8 protein-coding genes and 2 pseudogenes are annotated in these 18471 nt (G+C 48.1%); 5 read left to right on the forward strand and 5 right to left on the reverse strand.

Translation table 11 applies throughout. The features are described from left to right. Positions 1 to 2 precede the first annotated feature (2 nt). The 4 genes and pseudogenes from gltB (CS022_RS07005) to gltB (CS022_RS07015) all read right to left on the reverse strand — a co-directional run. Positions 3 to 4467: pseudogene (gene gltB, locus CS022_RS07005) on the reverse strand (glutamate synthase large subunit). Between the two features lie 349 nt (positions 4468 to 4816). After that, a complete protein-coding gene (locus CS022_RS07010; RefSeq protein WP_129121696.1) occupies positions 4817 to 6286 on the reverse strand; it encodes a glutamate synthase subunit beta in 1470 nt (489 codons plus the stop codon). Continuing rightward, positions 6279 to 7310 carry a GltB/FmdC/FwdC-like GXGXG domain-containing protein gene (locus CS022_RS28025; RefSeq protein WP_408057225.1) on the reverse strand — a complete coding sequence of 344 codons (1032 nt, stop codon included), beginning with the start codon at positions 7308 to 7310 and terminating at the stop codon, positions 6279 to 6281. Before CS022_RS28025 ends, CS022_RS07010 begins: the two co-directional genes overlap by 8 nt. A gap of 18 nt (positions 7311 to 7328) precedes the next feature. Then, positions 7329 to 10868, reverse strand: a pseudogene (gene gltB, locus CS022_RS07015) (glutamate synthase large subunit); the annotation flags it as partial. 705 nt (positions 10869 to 11573) lie between these two features. On the opposite strand from gltB (CS022_RS07015), the gene CS022_RS26070 reads away from it, so the two are divergent. The 3 genes from CS022_RS26070 to arcB all read left to right on the forward strand — a co-directional run bounded on the left by CS022_RS26070 (position 11574) and on the right by arcB (position 15786). After that, complete coding sequence (locus CS022_RS26070; RefSeq protein ID WP_235869310.1) at positions 11574 to 12500, forward strand: PAS domain-containing protein; 927 nt, start codon at positions 11574 to 11576, stop codon at positions 12498 to 12500. A gap of 41 nt (positions 12501 to 12541) precedes the next feature. After that, entirely contained in the window at positions 12542 to 13228 is a 687-nt protein-coding gene (locus tag CS022_RS26075) for a sensor domain-containing diguanylate cyclase (RefSeq protein ID WP_235869311.1), read from the forward strand. Between the two features lie 200 nt (positions 13229 to 13428). After that, entirely contained in the window at positions 13429 to 15786 is a 2358-nt protein-coding gene (gene arcB / locus CS022_RS07025; protein WP_129121697.1) for an aerobic respiration two-component sensor histidine kinase ArcB, read from the forward strand. 66 nt (positions 15787 to 15852) lie between these two features. Here arcB and arcA read toward each other — a convergent pair whose 3' ends face one another. After that, a complete protein-coding gene (gene arcA, locus CS022_RS07030; RefSeq protein ID WP_129121698.1) occupies positions 15853 to 16572 on the reverse strand; it encodes a two-component system response regulator ArcA in 720 nt (239 codons plus the stop codon). 420 nt (positions 16573 to 16992) lie between these two features. Between arcA and CS022_RS07035 the strand changes: the two genes are divergently transcribed. Together CS022_RS07035 and CS022_RS07040 are read left to right on the forward strand one after the other, a co-directional pair. Then, positions 16993 to 17397 carry a DUF3293 domain-containing protein gene (locus CS022_RS07035; RefSeq protein WP_161569593.1) on the forward strand — a complete coding sequence of 135 codons (405 nt, stop codon included), beginning with the start codon at positions 16993 to 16995 and terminating at the stop codon, positions 17395 to 17397. Between the two features lie 34 nt (positions 17398 to 17431). After that, positions 17432 to 18370, forward strand: coding sequence for an alpha/beta fold hydrolase (locus tag CS022_RS07040; protein WP_129121700.1), 939 nt, complete (start codon positions 17432 to 17434; stop codon positions 18368 to 18370). Positions 18371 to 18471 lie beyond the last annotated feature (101 nt).

Raw genomic sequence — 18471 nt, forward strand, 5'->3', positions numbered from 1 at the left:
CCTTACTGCGCCTGCACGCGCAATTCTGCGGCGCTGCGGCTTTGGTGACCCAGCAGAGAACGTACATCTGCCGCTTTAGGTTTCACCAGATAGAATTTACTTATCCATTGTTCGAAATCGGCGAGGATGTCCTGCGCCCGCGTTGAGCCGGTAAGCTCAAGGTGATCATCAATCAAGCCGCGTAAGTGCTCTTGATGGATAGCCAGATTATCGAGAGAAATTGCTTCAACCAGTTCAGGGTTGACGCGCCCCGCGAAGTCGCCTGATTCATCAAGCACGTACGCAAAACCGCCTGTCATACCTGCACCGAAGTTAACCCCGGTGTGGCCAAGAATCGCGATAATGCCGCCTGTCATGTATTCACAGGCGTTGTCACCCGCGCCCTCAACAACCGCGAGTGCGCCGGAGTTACGTACCGCGAATCGTTCACCTGCTGTACCTGCTGCAAACAGTTTTCCGCCAGTGGCACCGTACAGACACGTGTTACCCACAATGGTGGACTCGTGGCTGGCAAAGGCTGAGCCCATAGGTGGCTTGATAATGATCTGGCCACCCGCCATACCTTTACCGACGTAGTCATTGGCATCGCCTGTCAGTGTCAGGTTCACACCACCTGCGTTCCACACACCGAAGGACTGACCTGCAGTACCTTGCAGATAGATATCCAGAGGGGTTGCTGCCATCCCCTGGTTACCGTAGCGACTGGCAACTGCACCGGAAACGCTCGCACCAACTGAACGGTCAGTGTTACGAATGTCCATAAAGGCTTTCGCAGGCTGACGTTTTTCAATAGCATCTGCAAAGGTTTCAAGCAGTGCTTGGTTGAGCTCGGCTTTATCGAACGGCGCGTTGGGTTCACTCCAGTAAACGGTTTTACCTTCAACTGGTGCCGGGCTTTCCAAAATATGGGTCAGGTCAAGCTTGAGTTGTTTGGCACTGTAACCTTCGATGACGTCCAGAAGGTCGGTGCGACCAATCAGGTCTGTCAGTTTCTCTACCCCCAGTTTTGCCATCAGCTCGCGCACTTCTTCACCTAGACCGATAAAGAAGTTCATGACTTGCTCTGGCAAGCCCTTGAAATATTCGCGACGCAGTGTGTCATCCTGAGTGGCAACACCCGTTGCACAGTTGTTCAGGTGACAAATACGCAAGTATTTACAACCCAGTGCGACCATTGGCGCGGTACCGAAACCAAAGCTTTCTGCACCCAGAATAGTGGCTTTGATGATATCGAGGCCCGTTTTAAGACCGCCATCTACTTGCAAGCGGATTTTATGACGAAGCCCATTGCTCACCAGTGCCTGCTGGGTTTCAGCCAGACCAAGCTCCCACGGGCTGCCCGCATATTTGACAGAGGTTAATGGGCTTGCGCCTGTACCACCGTCATAACCGGATACGGTGATCAGGTCAGCATAAGCTTTCGCAACGCCGACTGCGATAGTCCCGACACCTGGTTCAGACACCAGTTTGACCGAGACCAGTGCTTTCGGATTCACTTGCTTAAGGTCGAAAATCAGCTGTGCCAAATCCTCAATCGAGTAGATATCGTGGTGAGGAGGTGGCGAAATCAGTGTGACACCTTGCACCGAGTAACGTAGGCGAGCAATCTCTGCCGTGACTTTGTGTCCCGGTAGCTGACCACCTTCACCCGGCTTAGCACCCTGCGCAACTTTGATTTGCAACACATCTGCATTGGTCAGGTAGTGTGGCGTGACACCGAAGCGACCTGAGGCGATTTGTTTGATGCGTGAATTACGCTCAGAATTGAAGCGGCGTGGATCTTCACCGCCTTCACCCGAATTTGAGTTACCACCCAGACGGTTCATCGCGATAGCCAGCGCTTCGTGAGCCTCAGGGCTCAAGGCACCAATTGACATGGCTGCCGAGTCAAAGCGCTTGAACAGCTCACTCGCAGGCTCAACGGCATCAAGGGCCAACGGCGTTTCGACAGGCTTAATGGCAAACAGGTCGCGTAGTGATGACACTGGACGGCTGTTTACCGATTCTGCATAGGTTTTGTAGTCGGAAGCATCGCCTGATTTAACCGCAGATTGAAGCTGCTGCACGACGTCAGGGTTGTAGCATGGTATTCACCGCCATGAACATATTTCAGCAAACCACCATGTTCAATGGGTTTGCGCTTCGCCCATGCTCGACGTGCAAGGTTTATCAGGTCTTGCTGGAAGTCATCAAAATCCGCACCTTGAATACGGCTGGCGACACCCTTAAAGCAAAGGTCAACCACATTATCGTTCAGGCCGATTGCTTCAAACAACTGTGAGCAACGGTATGAGGCAATGGTCGAAATGCCCATTTTGGACATGATCTTGAACAAGCCTTTGTTGATGCCGTTGCGGAAATTCAGCATCGCCTCGCGGTAATTTCTTTCTATAATGCCCGAATCTGCCAGTTTGGCGATTGATTCGTAAGCTAGATATGGATACACCGCTGTGGCACCGAAGCCAAGGAGGACTGCAAACTGGTGCGGGTCACGTGCTGAACCTGTTTCAATCACGATGTTGGCATCACAACGTAGGTTGGCTTCAACGAGACGCTGTTGCGCGGCACCGACAGCCATTGCTGCCGGAATGGGAAGCTTGCCTTTTGTCAGACCGCGGTCTGAAAGCACAACCAACACGGTGCCATCGCGAACATCCTTCTCCACTTGATCACAAAGGTCGAGGATAGCCGTTTTGAGATCTTTGTCTTCCGGATCGTAATTAATGTCTATGGTGCTGTTACGGTAATGCTCATCATCAAGTTCCAGCAATTGGACCATGTCTGAATAAAGCAGTACCGGACTCTTGAACGCAACGCGCTGGGCGTGACCGTCGGTTTCACAGAACACGTTCATTTCACGGCCGATACAGGTTGCCAGCGACATCACGTGGTTTTCACGCAATGGGTCGATAGGCGGGTTAGTGACCTGTGCAAACTTCTGGCGGAAATAATCGGCAATATTGCGCTCTTTTGATGACAGCACTGCCATAGGGGTATCGTCACCCATTGAACCGGTTGCTTCTTGACCAATGTCGCCAAGAACCCGCAACACCTGATCAATTTCTTCCGCTGAGACGCCGAACTGCTTGTGATAAACATGCAGCTCTTCATCATCCATACTGCGGGTGCCGGAAGCATCATCCATTTCCATGCTTTCGAACGGAACCAGACGCTTAACATTTTTATCTAGCCACTCTGAGTATGGGTGGCGACTTTTCAGCTCGTTATCGATGTCTTTTGAGTGCCAGACTTCGCCTTCAAAAGTGTCAATGACCAGCAGTTCACCGGGACCAACCCGGCCTTTTTCAGCAACTTCATCCGGGGCGTATTCCCAGATACCGACTTCAGATGCCAGAGTGATCAGCTTGTCTTTGGTTACCACATAGCGTGCAGGGCGCAGACCATTTCGGTCAAGGTTACAGGCAGCATAACGGCCGTCTGACATCACGATGCCCGCAGGGCCATCCCACGGCTCCATGTGCATGGAGTTGAAGTCATAGAAGGCGCGTAGAGCCGGGTCCATATCAGGGTGGTTTTGCCATGCTGGCGGCACCAGCATTCGCATTGCACGGAACAAGTCCATACCGCCTGAGAGGAAGACTTCAAGCATGTTATCGAGGCTTGAGGAATCTGAACCTGTTTCATTCACAAAAGGTGCCGCTTGACTGAGATCAGGCAGCAACGGCGAACTGAATTTATAGGCGCGTGCTCGGGCCCACTGGCGATTACCTTCGATGGTGTTGATTTCACCATTGTGTGCCAGGTAACGGAATGGCTGAGCCAACGGCCAGCGGGGTTGGGTGTTAGTCGAAAAACGCTGGTGGAACAGACAGATCGATGACTCAAGTCGTAGGTCAGCCAGATCTAGATAGAATCTGGGTAGATCTGCTGGCATACACAAGCCTTTGTAGACGATTGTTCTTGTCGAGAGGCTAGTGATATAGAAATCTGTGTCTTCAGAAAGCGCCTTTTCAATACGGCGGCGGGCAATATACAAACGACGTTCTAGGTCACGTGCACGCCATCCTGCGGGGGCGTTAATGAAAACTTGCTCAATAGCAGGCAATGTACTGGTGGCTATTTCGCCCAGTACATCAGGATTAGTAGGAACGGTACGCCAACCTACGGTAGATAGCGTTTCTGCCTGAATCTCGCGTTCAAAAGCGTCTTTAGCAAGCTGCGCTTTGACAGGATCTGGCTCAAGAAAATCATACCGACGGCGTATAGCTTACTCAGCGCCCACTCATTTTCCTCAGCGACGATGCGAAAGAAGGCATCAGGCTTTTGAAGGAGGAGCCCGCAGCCGTCTCCGGTTTTACCGTCGGCGTTAATCGCGCCACGGTGAGTCATTCGGTCCAGTGCGGTTATAGCTGTGCGGACTAACTTGTGGCTGGCTTGACCCTCTGTATGGGCAATTAGGCCAAATCCACAGTTATCCTTCTCCAGCTTTGGATCGTACAGCGACATTGCAATTCTCCCTTGCGACTGCCTAGGGCAGTTACTGCATTTTTGCGACACTCTGTGCCAGTGTCTTTAGTCTTTCTTGTCCAACACGTTATCTATTATTTTCATTTGGGTCAAATTTCTCTCATATCTGTAACACTTTTCTCTTAGATAGACAAATATGTTGAGTTTGCTTCTGAATAGTAGTTTTTTATTGTGATTAGATTGGTTCTCATTACGAGAGAGGCCGCTTGTTTTATTGCGATTAGAGATGATTTTTTACAATTTTGGAGGTGAGAGTGAATAAGGGGGATGAAAGGGTAAAAAGCCAGCCTCACGGCTGGCTACGAAAACGTTTGCTTTGAGAATTGATTCAGGCTGAAATCATTAGAGAGTCGTTAATAGACTCAAGATTTGTGTCACCCATCAGGTAAGCATCGACAGCTCGGGCACACTCACGGCCTTCGTTGATACAACGTACAACTAATGACTGGCCTGTACGCATATCGCCTGCTGCAAATACGCCTGGTTGATTGGTTTGGAAATCAGTCGTGGCAACGTTGCCTCTCTCATCCAGTCCAACTTCCAGCTGAGCGAGCACGCCCTGTGGTTCTGGGTGCAAAAAGCCCATCGCCAACAGTGCTAAGTCACATTCAATGACACGCTCAGAGCCAGCCACTTCGTCAAAGCCAGGACGTTCACCGGGCTTGGCATCTTGCCACACGATATCAGCCACTCGTACGCCTGTCAGGTTGCCTGCGTCATCACCGACAAACTCTTTGGTCAGGATATTCCAGTGACGATCACAGCCTTCTTCATGCGAAGTCGATGTTCTCAGGATCATTGGATATTGAGGCCACGGCATGTTAGCAGGACGTTTTTCAGGCGGAATAGGCATGATCTCTACCTGAGTCACGCTGCTCGCACCGTGGCGATTCGAGGTACCGACGCAGTCGGAGCCTGTGTCACCACCACCGATAACAAGTACTTTCTTGTCAGCAGCATGAATAGGCTCTGCTTTAAGGTCCATGTTGTTAGCGCGGCGGTTATTCTGGCCTAGAAACTCCATTGCGAAGTGGACGCCTTTCAACTCGCGCCCGGGAACAGGCAGGTTACGAGGCACTGTGGAGCCGCCAGTCAACACGACTACGTCGTACTCTTCGCGAAGCGTTTTGGCATCAACGTCTACACCGATGTGAGCATCAACAACGAATTCGATCCCAGCTTGCTCCATCAAATCGACTTTACGATCAATGATGTCCATACCGAGTTTGAAGTCCGGAATACCAAATCTCAGCAGACCACCCACTTTCTCGTCTCGTTCGAAAACAGTGACAGTATGTCCGGCACTGTTGAGCTGCTCAGCAGCAGCCAAACCTGCTGGCCCGGACCCGATAACGGCAGCCTTCTTTCCGGTTCTCGAGGTCGGTGTTTTTGGTTTCGCATAGCCTTCTTTGTAGGCTTTTTCGACGATACTTTTTTCGATGTTACAAATGGTGATTGGGTCTTGGTTTATGCCCAAAACACAGGCAGTTTCACACGGTGCCGGACAGATACGCCCAGTAAACTCAGGAAAGTTATTGGTGCTGCTTAAGATGTGCCAAGCTTCTTCCCAACTGTCACGGTAGACGGCGTCGTTGAACTCAGGAATGATGTTCCCGATTGGACAGCCGTTGTGGCAGAAGGGCACGCCGCAGTCCATGCAGCGAGATGCCTGATCGTTAACTTTTGTGCCGAACTCTTCGTTCAGCACGAATTCTTTGTTGTCCTGAATACGGACAGAAGGGTCGACTTTGGCTGGCAATTCTCGGCCAAATTCGAGGAATCCGGTTGGCTTACCCATTGATGGCCTCCATTTCATCTTTGTTTGCTGCGGCAGCTTTTTTCGCTTCCAGCACGGCTTTGTAATCACGTGGCATGACTTTGACGATATGCTTCAGGTTCTTCTCAAAGTTACCGAGGAACATATCAGCGACGGTACTTCCCGTCAGCTCGTGATGCTTGGTGATCATCGTTTTAAGCAGCTGAATGTCTTCATCATCGAGTGGATCGATATCTACCAGCTCATCATTCAGTTTGTGCTTAAAGTCTTTCATCTGGTCCCAGACGTACGCGACGCCGCCACTCATGCCTGCGGCAAAGTTACGACCTGTCTGACCCAATACGATGGCAACACCACCTGTCATGTATTCACAACCGTGGTCACCAATGCCTTCTACAACGACTTTGGCACCGGAGTTACGTACACAGAAACGTTCACCCGCGATACCGCGTATGAAAGACTCACCAGAGGTCGCACCGTAGAAACAGACGTTACCCACGATGATGTTGTCTTCCGCAATCAAATCGCTGTTGCTATCAGGATAGAGGACCAATGTGCCGCCCGACAGACCTTTACCCCAGTAGTCGTTCGCATCACCTTCAACGGTAAATGTGACGCCTTTGGCAAGGAATGCCCCGAAGCTTTGTCCTGCGGACCCTTTAAAGTCAACCGACATTGGCTCTGGTAGCCCGCTATCTTTATAAGCTTTCGATATTTCATTCGACAGCATGGTGCCTGTGCTGCGGTCAAGGTTAGTGATCGCGAATGACGCATCCACTTTCTTGCCTTCTTTCAGCGCATCGGACGCGACAGAAATCAACTGGCGATCCAGTACCGCATCAATGCAGTGGTCCTGCTTTCTCTGGCAATACATGCCATCAGTGTCGCGAGGCTCTGCTTTGTAAAGCACCGTTGAGAGGTCCAAATTCTGGTATTTCCAGTGGCCTATATTTTCGCGCGTTTTCAAGTGCTGAGACTGTCCAACCATTTCATTGATGGTGCGATAACCCAGCTCGGCCATGATTTCGCGCAGACCTTCCGCCATATAGCTGAAGAAGGTAACAACGTCGTCAACGCGTCCATCGAAGCGTTCACGCAGCGTTTTGTTCTGGGTTGCGATACCCACAGGGCAGGTGTTGAGGTGACACTTACGCATCATGATACAACCTTCAACAACCAATGCAGCGGTTGCAACCCCCCATTCTTCGGCACCCAGCAACGTCGCTACCGCTAGGTCGCGTGGTGTTTTCATCTGACCATCAGACTGAACAACGATACGGTTACGCAGACCATTTTTCAGCAGTGTCTGGTGCGTTTCAGCAAGGCCAAGCTCCCATGGTAAACCTGCGTGTTTAATTGACGAGATTGGCGATGCGCCTGTTCCACCATCGAACCCTGCAATCAGAACCACGTCTGCTTTTGCCTTGGCAACACCGGATGCGATGGTACCAACACCCGCTTCTGAGACCAGCTTGACGTTAACGCGCGCTTTACGGTTCGCGTTTTTCAGGTCATAAATCAGCTGTGCCAGATCTTCGATAGATAGATATCGTGGTGTGGCGGTGGAGAAATCAGACCGACGCCCGGGGTCGAGTGACGGGTACGACCAATCCAGTCATCAACTTTGTGGCCAGGTAATTGACCGCCTTCACCGGGCTTCGCACCCTGTGCCATCTTGATCTGAATTTCTTCTGCGTTGGTCAAGTAGTAAGACGTCACACCGAAACGGCCAGACGCAACCTGTTTGATAGCGGAGCGTTCCCAGTCGCCGTTTTCTTTTTTCTCAAAACGTGCCGGATCTTCACCACCTTCACCAGAGTTCGATTTCGCGCCTATGCGGTTCATAGCGACGGCAAGCGTCGAGTGAGCCTCATACGAGATTGAACCAAAGCTCATCGCGCCCGTTGCAAAACGTTTAAGGATGCTCTCTGCTGGTTCTACCTCATCAATCGAAATGCTTCCTGCCGGGTTAGCGGCAAACTCAAGTTGACTTCTGAGCGTCGCGGCTTTGTCGCCCTGACGGTCAACCGCCTGGCAGTATTTCTTAAACTGATCGTAGTCTTTGTTGCGCGTTGAGTTCTGCAGCAAGTGGATCGTTGTTGGGTTAAAGAGGTGTTTTTCACCACGTTGTTTCCACTGGTAAACACCACCCACGTCCAAGGTCTGAACTGGGATTTCACGCGTTGGATAACCAAAGCGATGACGAACCAATACTTCACGTGCAATATCATCGGCAGTCAGACCTTCGATACGTGAGACCGTGCCAGTGAAGTACTTATCAACGACAGCTTTGCTGATACCGAGTGCTTCAAAAATTTGAGCGCCGTGATATGACTGAACGGTTGAGATCCCCATTTTAGAGAAGATCTTCAGAAGACCCGCATCAATCGCTTTTCTGTAAAGGTTGAATAGTTCATCAGGATCAGCATCGGCAGACAATTTGCCGATACGTTGCTGGTCTATGGCAGTTTCATAAATCAGATACGGGTTAACCGCGTTGGCACCGTATCCAATCGCTGTGGCGAAATGATGGGTCTCACGTACATCGCCGGTTTCAGCAATAATGTCAGCCTTGGCACGCAAACCGCAGCGAATAAGGTGATGGTGTACCGCACCTACAGCCAGCATAGCAGGGATGCCAGCAAGCTCAGGGCTGACGCCTTTGTCACTCAGAATGAGGAGTACATTACCCTCATTTACCGCTTTTTCAGCCTGCTCGCACAATGTGTTCAATGCGTTTTCAAGTTGCCCAGACTGACCATCAGCGACAAACAGCGTAGAAAGCGTAATGGCCTTGAGATGAGACTGAGTGTTGTTTCTCAGCTTCTCAAGTTGGATGTTGCTGATAACCGGGCTGTCGATTTCAATTTTTGCACAGTGCTCAGCAGACTCTGCCAGCAGGTTATGATCGGCACCGAGGTAGTTTTTCAGTGACATCACCATACGCTCACGGATTGGGTCAATCGGTGGGTTGGTGACCTGGGCAAATAGCTGCTTAAAGTAGTTAGCAAGATGCTGTGATTGGTGCGAAAGCACCGCAAGCGGCCAGTCAGCACCCATTGAGCCCAATGCTTCTTTGCCTTCTCTAAACATCGGCAGAAGAATATCGTTCACTTCTTCAGATGACACACCGAATGCCTGCTGCTTGTGCAACAATTCCTCAGGCTGTGGCTGAACATGAACATAATCTGTGTCTGATAGAGCATCGATGGGCTGCATGTTGTCAGCCAACCACTGCGGGTAAGGCTGCGCAGATGCAATTTCTGTTTTCACCTCTTCATCAGAGATGATTCTGCCTTGTTCCAGATCGGCCACGAAAATTCTACCCGGCTGCAAGCGGCCACGGTAATGAACGTTCTCGGGCGCTATCTCAACCACACCACTTTCTGATGCCATGATCAGGAAGTCGTCTTTAGTGACTGTATATCTGCTTGGGCGAAGACCATTACGGTCAAGTGTCGCACCTACCTTCACGCCATCAGTAAAACAAAGTGACGCTGGGCCATCCCATGGTTCCATAATGTTGGCGTGATATTGATAAAACGCGCGACGTTTCGGATCCATGTCTGCGTTTTCTTGCCAAGCCTCCGGATCATCATCATCAAGGCGTGCGGTACGCTTCGGCCTGACAAAACAAGAAGCTCTAGTGCCATGTCGAAGTTAGCGGAGTCTGATGCTAAATCCTGACACACTGGCAGTAGCATTTTCAGCTCTTGCTCGCTGAATGCGGTTGAAGATAACAGCGCCTCACGTGCTTTCATCCAGTTTACATTGCCACGTACGGTGTTGATTTCACCATTGTGAGCGATGTAGCGGAAAGGTTGAGCCAGACGCATCTTGGGAAAGTGTTGGTTGAGAAGCGAGAATGCACCAGCGCAAGCGCTGTGGTCATTGCTTGGTTCTGCAAATCAAGAAAGTACTGAGGAACTTGTTCAGTCGTTAGTTGACCTTTGTAAACCAGCGTCTTACAAGAGAACGAGTTGATATAGAAATCATCCCCGATGTTCTCAACGCCTTCAAGGCAGAGTTTAACCGTGTAATTTCTTAATACAAAAAGCTTTCGTTCTAGTTCATCAGTTGGCATTTGGCTGCCACCTGTGACAAAAGCATGTTCGAATTGTGGCTCAGTGCTGAGCGGGTCATCGCCAATCATGCTGTTATCTGTTGGCAATACACGATAACCGATAACTTGGAGATTCAGTCGCTGAACATTTCGCTCAAAGATCTCACGACAGCTCTCGCGCTTTGAAGGATCTTTAGGGAACAGAATAACGCCGACACCATATTGGTCAGCGGCTGGAAGAGTAAGGCCTTCTTTGGCGGCTTCCTGCGTGAGAAATTCATGGGGTTTTTGTAGAAGAATGCCAGCACCATCACCTGAGCACGGGTCACAGCCCTGACCCCCTCGGTGTTCCATTCGGGCCAGCATGTCGAGTGCTTGGGTAATAATATTATGTGACTTCTGATTTTTCAGATGAGCCACAAAGCCGATGCCACAGGCATCGTGCTCCATTTCAGGCACATATAGTCCCTGACTAGAATGCATCGTTTCAGTCATGCTTACGTCCTTCCAGTTGACACGAGTGTGCGTCACACCCGTCATCCTTACTTATGCCTTTTCCTGGCATTTCCTCACTGATTCTTTGCTGACACCGATAAATAAAAATTGGAGTCAAAAAAAGACTGGTTGCTCGCCAGCCTTGTTGTGCTGCTTGTTAATTTCCAGACACGAAAACGGAGTGACTAAAGTGCTTGTGAAATCGTTGTCCACTCCGGTTAACAGTGCGACTGAAATCATATTTAAATTATTCGCAGACGTCCTCATCCTACATATTTAGTAATTTAATTACCATAAAAAAATGAACAAAAATCACACTGATCTTTGTTTTATTTGATTTTTAATGTACTTAAAGTGACACCTTTATGAATAATACCCCGTAAATAATGAATAATTTTTCCTAGCACCTATAGCCGTGGATAGTTACTCTTTCAGTTAATTTTTGTAATTAACTTTCATATGAATCGTGTGTATCATTTTTGAGCGGGTAAGGGTTGATATGAACAGAAATATAAGTAAATCATGTTTGCTTTTTAGTATTTTGAGTGACTCTCATCGCAGGGTGAATGCAAGATGAGCGTCATTTTTTCGGCGCTGAAGTGCTTGTTTTGTCGTCAATTTGACACGGGTCATACAAAACACAAGGTGGCTCACTGAAATTGGTCAAAAGTCTATAAGAATTATTTTTCCAACGTATGCTATGCGCTGGATATGTATATCTGGACTTTACGGTAATCGGATTTAGGTGTAATGAATTTATTCCACTGGTTTTTACTCATCTCAACGTTGATAGCGGGCATTGCTATTGGCGCCTTTTTGATGCGCCGATACCGTATGATCGAGGAAAAAACCTGGCGCAAGTATCTGTCGAATTTAAACACGCCTAAAGCCATTGTTTCTGCGGAAACTGGCGAGATTTACTTTGCAAACCAAAGTTCGATTCGTGGCTTTCAGCTGCAAGAAAGAAATGACAGCTTTCGATTCACCGATAAAGATGATCAGATTAATTTTTGCCGCTTTATAAAGATGCAGCCGTGGCCCAAGTGTTTTGCTGATGCTGCGATTGATGTTGGCCATAATGGCAGCTCTAACGACATGCAAGTCACTGTTTCGGGTTTGCCGTTGTGGATTCGAGGTAAGAAAGGCTGGGTATTAACGCTTGATATCAACCCTCGGCATAGCCGGCCTGATCCTTTTTTCCAAAGTGGCAATCAGATTATGCGAAGCGTCATTGATGCACTTGCTGAATTGGTGTGTTTCCAGAATAAAGAAGGAAAAATTGTTGCCACGAACCTTTCGTATGATCTTTTCTGGGGAAAGCGCGAGGAAGAAGGGGTCTTTTTTGGATCTGAACTGCCAGAAGGTCGTCGAAAGATTCAAAACTGGGTAACTGACCCGACAGGTAACAGTTGTTTGCTTGAAACCAGCCAAACACTTATCCGTGGGGATGATGGTCAACTCCTCGGCACCTTGAGTATTAGTCACGATGTGACGAATTGGCACATGATACAACAGGTACTCGAGCAGGAAATAGAAACCCGACAGTCTGTCGAGCAGGAACTCAATAAGCGAAGCAACTTGCTTGAGTCAATATTCAAGGCTAGTGCAGACCCTATTGGTGTGTTTAATGAACATTATGTTTATCTCGGGGCAAATGAAGCTACGCCAGCTCTGTAGGTGCAAGTACGCCGGATCTGGAAGGCCAAAGGGCCATTGACGTGATTGACCCTGAAATTCTAGAACAAAATAAAAAACAGGAAAAAGACGTTATTAATAGCGGTACTGCACTGCGCTACGAAGATCTGGTGATGAAAGAGGATGGCTCTCAAGTCTGGTATGAAGTGACCAAAACGCAGTTTAAAGATCCCATCGACGAAGTTGTTGGTGTCTTGGTAATGGCTCGCGACATCACTGAGCGGAAAGCGACGCAGCAGCAGCTCGCAGATGCCATCATGGAGCTGGAAGAACTGAGCTTCATCGACGGCCTGACAAAAGTGGCTAACCGCAGAAGTCTCGATGAGAAAATTACCAAAATGTGGTCATCACATGCCCGTGACAGACAACCATTGTCTCTCATTCTGTGCGATATTGATCATTTCAAACCTTATAACGATAACTATGGACACCAGAGCGGAGACAAAGCGCTTCGCTTGGTCGCGAAATGTTTTCAACAGGTAGTGCGACGTCCGCTGGATCTTGTCGCACGCTATGGTGGTGAAGAGTTTGCTATCCTTCTGCCCAATACTCCCATTGAGGGGGCCAGAATTGTGGCAGAGAATATTTCCGAACGTCTGCACGAAATCAACATTCCTCATGCGTTCTCTTCTGTAGCTGATCGCCTTACCTTAAGCCAAGGCATTGCACACTGGTTCCTGACCCAAATCAGGACTACGGTATGCTTGTAGAGCTGGCTGACGAAGCTATGTATCGCGCAAAAAATACGGGTAAAGCGAAAATTGAATGCGCAGGCACGACGCCTGTCAGAGAGGCGGAGCCCGTTATTTAACTCCCTCACCATATGAAATGGCCTGTTGTTTCTTAACGGGCTTTTGTCTGCTGCTTACCGCAGCTATGATAGCCACTGCATTGTTATCAGGTAGTTCCAATGAGACAAATTAAAGTCCTTGCCCAGTATTACGTTGATTTACTGGTCAAGCTCGGGATCATTAGATTCAGTCTGTTGCTGGCTTTAGCGCTGGTTGCCCTTGCTGTTGTTGTTCAGGTGGGGATCACTTTGGTCATTAATGGACGGGTAGAAAATATTGATCTTGTTCGATCGGTATTTTTTGGCTTATTGATCACGCCATGGGCGGTGTATTTCTTGTCTGTGGTTGTTGATCAACTTGAGGAGTCGCGTCGACGCCTGTCAAAGCTGGTATTTAAGCTGGAAGAGATGCGCGCACGGGATCTCGACCTTAACCGTCGTCTGACTGATAACATTGATCAACTGAATCAAGAAATCGAAGAGCGAAAGCGTGCACAGATAGCGCGTGAGACAGCGATGCGAGATCTTGAGGGAGAGGTTGAACAAAGAGAAAAAGCCCAGCTTGAACTTGCTGAACAATCCCAACTATTACGCTCATTTCTCGATGCCTCTCCTGATCTCATCTATTACCGCAATGAAAAAGGCCAGTTCTCCGGATGCAACCGTGCCATGGAGGAATTACTGGGTAAGAAAGAGGCCGAATTGGTGGGACTTACTCCCTGGGATGTATATCGGGAGTCCGTAGCCACTAAGGTTGCAGAGACCGATAAGCAGGTTTTTGATGGTAATATTTCACTGACTTATGAACAGTGGCTGGACTATACCGACGGCAGGAAAGCCTATTTTGAATTACGAAAAGTGCCTTTCTTCTCTAGAGATGGTCGCAGACTCGGTCTGGTAGGTTTTGGCCGCGAGATTACCGAAAGAAAGCACTACCAAGACGCGCTAGAGAAAGCCAGCCGTGATAAAACAGCATTCATCTCTACCATTAGTCATGAGTTGAGAACACCGCTTAACGGCATTGTTGGCTTAAGTCGAATGCTACTCGACAGCAAGCTTGATGATGAACAACATGGTTACATGCGTACCATCCATGTCAGTGCGATTACTCTAGGAAATATCTTTAACGACATAATTGATATGGACAAGTCTGACAGAAGCCGTCTTGAGTTGCTCCCTCAGCCCATTGATTTACCAGATTTCGTGACCGAAATAGAAAATATCAGTGGGTTGATGGCGGAACAGAAAGGGCTTCGCTTCTCACTAGACAGGCTCACCCCTCTGGTTCCACAAATAGAAATCGATGTGACTCGTCTTCGTCAGGTACTTTGGAACCTCGTTGGCAATGCCGTGAAGTTTACCAAAGAGGGGTGTGTCAATGTTATGGTCAGTTGTGACGTGGTTGATGACAAGGCTGAGTTGGTTTTTGAAATAGAAGATAGCGGTATTGGTATTCCTGAAGACGAAGTCGATAAAATCTTTGCCATGTACTATCAGGTTGAGCAGGGCGAAGACAACCTGCATGCAGTGGGTACTGGTATAGGACTTGCTGTATCGCGCAAACTGATCCGCTTGATGGGCGGTGATATCACGGTATTCAGTGAGCTCGGTGAGGGGAGCACCTTCACTGTGTCTTTCTCGGCTCCTATCGCTAAAGCGCAAATAGTTGAGGAGAAGCCTCAAAAAGCATCCTCTGCACCTTTGCGCATTCTGCTTGTCGAAGACATTGAACTGAACATTACCGTTGCCAAAAACCTTCTTGAAAGCATGGGACATATTGTGACAGTGGCTCGCTGCGGAAAGGAGGCGCTTGATACTTATGAAAATGGTACCTTTGATCTTCTGCTCTTGGATATTCAACTTCCTGATATGACAGGGTTTGATATCGCAGCAGCGCTCAGAGCATCTGGAGAAATGTTACCACCGCTGGTGGCCTTGACTGCCAATGTTATCAGTGACAAAAAACACTATCTGGATCAGGGCATGGATGACGCAATCAGTAAACCGATTAATGTCAGCGCCATGAATCGCGTAATCGGCCGTTTAGCCGATAGCCAAGAGACGCTTGTAGAATTCCCCGAGCCGTCAGAGAGCTGTAGACAAACCGCTGTTGAAGATACCTTGCTGGATTTAGAGATGCTGACCTCTTACGTTGATATAGTGGGGCCAGAGCCTGTGTTACAAAGTATTGCAATGTTTGAAGATCTCATGCCGGAATACGTAAAGATCCTTGATAGTAATATGACAGCGAAAGATGAAGAGGGTATCACCAGCGAAGCGCACAAGATCAAAGGTGCGGCAGGTTCAATTGGCCTTAAACATATTCAAAAAATTGCGCAGAAAGCCCAATCGCCAGAGCTGCCGGCATGGTGGGAAAATATTGGTGACTGGGTTGATGAGATTAAAAATTGCTATCCGCAAGATATTGAAGTGCTGAAACGTTGGTTGGAGAGTTATACGTCAGAGTCTTCCTCCTGATCATCCCCCTGTTCTCCAGACAATAAAAAAGCCTGCATGACGCAGGCTTTTCTTAAAACGCTAATACTAAGCGTCTTCAAGGCTTCCGCAAAAGCGATAACCTTCACCATGAATGGTGGCAATAATTTCAGGTGTATCGCCGTGAGACTCAAAGTGCTTACGAATACGACGAATGGTGACATCGACGGTACGGTCGTGTGGTTTCAGCTCACGACCTGTCATCTTCTTCAGAAGGTCGGCACGGGTTTGAATCTTACCTGGGTTTTCACAGAAGTGAAGCAGAGCACGAAACTCAGAGCGTGGCAGTTTGATGAGTTCACCTTCTGGAGTCAGCAGCGAGCGGCTGTTGATTTCAAGGCTCCACCCATTGAACTCATAACGTTCAACAGAGCGTTTTTCTTCTGAAATTTGACCTTTGCTCATTGCACGAGTCAAAAGGTTGCGGGCACGAATTGTCAGTTCACGAGGGTTGAATGGCTTGGTGATGTAGTCATCGGCACCGATTTCAAGGCCAAGGATTTTGTCTACTTCATTGTCACGACCAGTCAAAAACATCAGTGCCATGTCGCCTTGCTCTCTCAGTTCGCGAGCAAGCAGCAGGCCATTTTTTCCTGGCAGGTTGATATCCATGATGACGAGATTTACCAGATTATCCGTAAGCAAGCGGTGCATTTCTTCGCCGTCGTTCGCTTCAAGCACGGCGTAGCCTTCGGCTTCAAAAATGCTTTTCAGCGTATTACGAGTGACGTGTTCGTCTTCTACAATCAGGATGTGAGGGGTTTGCATTGGCATTACCTAAATTTCTGTAAGGAGTCCGGTATATAAATTCGTTTACATTGTTCAATTGGCGAACAAAGGGTGCAGAGACAGGAATCTTTCAGCGGTCAGTTCGCTTATTCACCTTGACCTGCTTTTGCGCCGTCCTTAGAGAAGCTTATTGCAGATTTTTTTTAGAAACTGCAAGCGACTAACATTTTGCTAATCACTGTTAAATCCTTTGGATGCTGTTGATTGTATTCATTTAACAGCGTGCTAACAATCATTTGTCGTAATTTGATGTGAATTTTTTTCGAAAAAGTACATTTCGACTCCGCATCTTGAATGACTAAAGGATAATTTAGTATTAATTCTTCTATTTCTAACTCATGGTAAATAATGAACTTTCTCTTTTGTCATTATTTTAAATATGGAATGGAAAATGAAGTGATGCCTGAATCATCAATTCTCTGGAAACATTATCAGACGCCCTGCTTCGATGTCCCAACGTCGATCGATTTCAGTTCGTTTGGCATTATCACCGCCAGTAACCCAGAGAGTATTGCGCATACAGATGCCCAAAATAATGAGCGAAACGCTCAATTAGAACATTATATTAGTGAGTGCGGGTGGGAGTATGTGTCCCTTACTGCCGGATCCCCCGATATGTTATGGCAAGAAAGTAGCTTTGCGGTCAAAGCAAACAGGTCGGATCTGTTCGCTGTATCAGAAACGTGGCAGCAAAATGCATTCTACTGGGTTAATAATAAAAATCTAATATTGGTGCCAGTGTTGTTAGCACCTCATTTTCAGCCTGTTAATCTCGGACATTTTGATAACCGGCTGACTTTTTAGCGTCAAGCTTATTACAAATAAAGAGATATGGATTATGAAAGGGATTTTTCTGCCTGGAGCATTGCTTCTGTGTTTGGGTGTGTGGGTCATTCACCACTTTCCTATATTTGGCCAAATGGCTTATCAAGTTTCTTCTTCCACCGAGGCGTTGGTCTACGGCTTTGAAAAAAAGACGGTTGACCTCAAAGAGCATCCGATTTATTTCTACGAGGCAAACGCGGGTCAGCAAAAACCTACATTGCTTCTGATTCATGGTTACAGTGCAGATAAAACCAACTGGCTACGATTTGCCAGACACTTCACTGATGACTTCCATGTGGTCATTCCTGATTTAGCGGGACACGGTGAAACCGGGTTCAGTCATACGTGGAGTTACACAACCCAAGCGCAAGCAGGAAGGGTTAAAGAGCTGATTGACCTTCTAGACTTGAAATCAGTCAACATCATCGGTAGCTCAATGGGTGGTAAAATTGGTGCGTATGTCGCGGCAAACTTCCCCGAGGTTGTCAGCGCTACAGTTCTTTTTGATCCAGCAGGCCTTGATGAGCCGAGGCCAGGTAAACGTCTTCAGATCCTCAGAGATTCACAACGAAATATTTTTGAGGTGAATTCAAAAGAAGAATTTGATGAGTTTTTCCAAATGACCATGTCTAATCCACCTTGGATCCCGGGTTTTGTGCTTAACGGCATGGCGGCAGACTACCAGCAAAGACGTGAAGAGCTGGCTCAGATCGGTCGTGACTTCTCCCAAGACGCTATTCAGGAAGAGCTGACGAAAATTGGTTCACCTGTTTTGTTGATTTGGGGTGAAGAAGATCAAATTCTAGATAAGAGCTCGGCGAAACTTTGGGAACAGCATGTACCGCAGATTGTTTCTGAAATCTGGCCTGGTATTGGACATCTACCCATGGTTGAGGCACCAAAGAAAAGTGCGATGCGTGTAAGAGACTTTCTTGATGCTGCGTCTCTGTAAATAAGAAAAATTAAGAAGATAAAGTTACGGGTTTAATGCCTTTGATTGTTGCGTAGCAGTTGATGATGATATCTCTGCTGCGCTTTCATTTTTACGTCTAA

Source organism: Veronia nyctiphanis, from assembly GCF_004116385.1.
In the GTDB taxonomy this organism is placed as follows: domain Bacteria; phylum Pseudomonadota; class Gammaproteobacteria; order Enterobacterales; family Vibrionaceae; genus Veronia; species Veronia nyctiphanis.